This is a genomic window from Paeniroseomonas aquatica (assembly GCF_030409335.1).
GTDB lineage: Bacteria > Pseudomonadota > Alphaproteobacteria > Acetobacterales > Acetobacteraceae > Belnapia > Belnapia aquatica.
Window position 1 is genome coordinate 1 of the sequence record NZ_JAUFPN010000004.1, and the last position, 2,854, is coordinate 2,854.

The 2,854-nt window shown below is 64.6% G+C and carries 3 protein-coding genes and 1 pseudogene; 2 read left to right on the top strand and 2 right to left on the bottom strand.

Annotated elements, in window-relative coordinates; translation table 11 throughout:
• Positions 1 to 235 (top strand): transposase (locus tag QWZ14_RS00385; protein ID WP_290314564.1); only part of this gene is annotated, 235 nt, incomplete at its 5' end.
• Between the two features lie 226 nt (positions 236 to 461).
• Positions 462 to 830 carry a hypothetical protein gene (locus QWZ14_RS00390; protein WP_290314565.1) on the top strand — a complete coding sequence of 123 codons (369 nt, stop codon included), beginning with the start codon at positions 462 to 464 and terminating at the stop codon, positions 828 to 830.
• A 315-nt stretch (positions 831 to 1,145) separates the two neighbouring features.
• Here the strand turns inward: QWZ14_RS00390 and QWZ14_RS00395 are convergent, their stop codons facing one another.
• The gene (locus tag QWZ14_RS00395; protein ID WP_290314566.1) at positions 1,146 to 1,664 is read right to left on the bottom strand and encodes a hypothetical protein; all 519 of its coding nucleotides are present in this window, start codon (positions 1,662 to 1,664) and stop codon (positions 1,146 to 1,148) included.
• Positions 1,665 to 1,932: 268 nt separating this feature from the next.
• A pseudogene (locus QWZ14_RS00400) lies at positions 1,933 to 2,854 on the bottom strand (restriction endonuclease subunit R); the annotation flags it as partial.

A 2,854-nucleotide genomic window follows, 5' to 3' on the forward strand; every position in this document is an offset into this window, starting at 1 on the left:
CGAGCATGACATCCACGTCTCCATCTCGCGTGGCGGCACACGGGACGGGCGCTTCCTGCCGAACGGCATCAGGTGGGTCGTCGAGCGGCTGTTCGCCTGGCTTAGCCGCTACCGGCGCCTCAACATCGTCTACGACCGCGCCGCCGACCTCTTTGCCGGGCACATCTGGATTGCAATAACCTCTATCATCGCACGCCGGCTCGTCGCCAAAACCCAGACGCAGCAGGGGTTCTAATCGCGTACAGCTTCTAACCTGTCAAGCATGCGGCCCAGTCGTTCACTTACATGCTCCACGACCGTCCGAACCCGCTGATCGGGGTGCCACTGGAAGGCCGAGAATGCTGCGTGGCGTAGCCTCGCTTCGGCGAGCAGCTCCGCCAAGGTCGCCTTGGGCCATCGATGATCGGGATCTCATCGGCTAGCTGGATGCGGAGGGTGGGGATGTTTTGGGCGAAGCAGCCATGGCCGTGGCATTTGGAGCTTTCGCCGCTCGTGGTGGTGACGATGGCCCGGTCCATACCTTGGTCGCCTCCATCGGTCTCATGGCGATGCTCGCGGGCGAGGAACCTGATCCATCGGCTGAGATCGGCTCGGTGCTGACCGATGGCGATCAGGTCGAAGCGGAGATTGATCAGGCTGGCGAGCTTGCCGATCGCGTCTATGCCAGGTCGAAATCATGCGATGAGGCAATCGCGGCGTTGGAAGCCCGCATTGTTGGCACCGCCATCACGCTTGCTGGCTGCACCCTGCCGGATGACCAGGATGATCAGCAGGCCGTACGAGCACGAGCAGCGCGGTACCTGGCGCGGCTGTCGGCAGTCTGCTCTTGATGAATCAGGCTCTGCAGCATAGAGCGGATAAGCCAGGTGCTGTCGCGGGAAGCGACAAGCACGTTTAATTTGATAAGTCGACGGTGAACGCCTGAGTGATGGAAGGGTCCTGGTTAACCGAGGCAGACGCCGCTCATCTACGCTGTTCCAAGTCAGCATGAAGCAGCTGCTGGAGTAGGGCATTTTAGCAATAGGGCCTGCCACTGCACCGAGAAAAGGTTGGCGGTAGCCAACAGGCAAGATCCTGATCATGTCCTGCCTGTTGGTCAAAGCCGAGTTCAACTTTTCCAACAAATGGGCCGTTTGAGGCTCGGCTTACTCAGCGTTGGTCTTGCCATCAGGCGATACGCCATTCGTGGAATTGCTATCCTGCGCGGTTTGGCAGCCCATCGGGGCCGCCTCTGATACAGGCTTTTTCCGAGTGCTGGACCGGCGCGTGACAGCCTTGCTTGACTGCGGAGGTACTTCAGCAGTCGTGGGTGCGGCTCGACGTGGAGAAGCACGCTTCGTGGCCTTAGGTGCAGAGGCCTCAGCTACCCTTTTCGAGCGTACCGGTTCAGCAGCAGATACGGTTTTACCGGCACTTGTTGCACGCGACGACGTAGCTGCCTTGCGGGGCGCAGGCGCCGACCGACCACGGGCTGACTTGGCCTTCTCTTTTTGGCGGGTGGCCTTCTCCTTGTCTTTGCGGGCAGTCAGCTTTTCGCGGATTGCGGCAAGCGCTGCTCTGGCGACCTGCGACCGGCCAGCATCCGCTGTCGAATCCAAGGCCTCGAAAAAGGCCTTGATGACCTTGTTGGTGCCGCGCGGAGCGGATGTTTCTGACTTCGCCATTTAGCTTTGTTCTCCTACATCGACTGCCATAACACTCATCTGCCAAGATCGTACAAATCTTCGACGCGCAGCAACTTCCTTGTTCGTCTAGCTTTCACGCCCATCCCGCCTGGATCAGAGCATTGAAAGCGAGGATGGCACCGCTCCGGTCAGCCCCACCCACAAGTTCGATTCTCAGATCGGTCCAATGCATCAGCTGTCTCCGCGCCGACCTGGGCACCGATCATGGACGAATGGGTGCCATCGCTGAATGCACGCTGCCCATTCACTACACTATCCGCTGACCATCCGTTTCCGCCCTGCGGCGAGGTCCTGTCTTGGCGGCGCGCCCCACCGGTGGTGTCCAGCCCTGCCGGTTGCGGGTTGCCCAGCCGAAGCGGTGGTCGCCTTCCAGCAGATGCAGATGCTCACGCAGCCGGTTGCGGCCAAGCCATTCCAACGCCGCCTCCAGCTCCGCCAACGTCATCTCGTTGCGGGCCTTGTCGCCGAGGGCGCGCTTCAGCGCCGCGTTGTAGGCATGGTACAGCCCCGCCCCGCGCGGCGGCGCCACCGCCCCGGAGACGCCCTCGGCCGCATCCTCCACCGCCTGCGCCGCCACCTGCTCACTCAGCCGGTGGCGCAGCTGCCGCTCCGCCCCGGAGGGCGTCAGGAAGTCCCCCTGCGGCTCCGGCTGCCGCGCCGCTACCAGCCCGGCCGCCAACTCCGGTCCCGGCCGCAGGGTGCTGAGCCGCAGCGCCAGTGCACTGCTCTCGAGCGGGACGATGGCGTGGCGCTGGCGCGTCCCGGCGATCTCGTCCTCCAGCCAGTCCGGCAGGTCGAGCGCCGGCTGGCGGGGTGACCGCGGCTCGGGCCCGGCCCGGCTGCCCTGCTCGCGCTCCATCCGCCAGCGGAAGCGGGCGAACAGCGGGTCATCGGGATGGAAGACCAGGGCGCGCTGCGCCGCATAGGGTCCGGCATGCGGGTCCACCCGCGTGGCGCGGGCCACCATCTGCTCCAGCCAGGGGCGCGAGCGGACATGCGTCAGCGCCGCCACCACCGCTACCTCGGGCGCGTCCAGCCCCTCGTAGGCCATGGCGACGGTGACCAGCACCGAGGGCTCCGGCGTCAGCCGGAAGGCCGCCAGGGTCTCCTGGGCGCCACGCTCGTCGGAAACCGCCAGCGCCATGCTGCCGGCCTGGGCAGCCGGCACC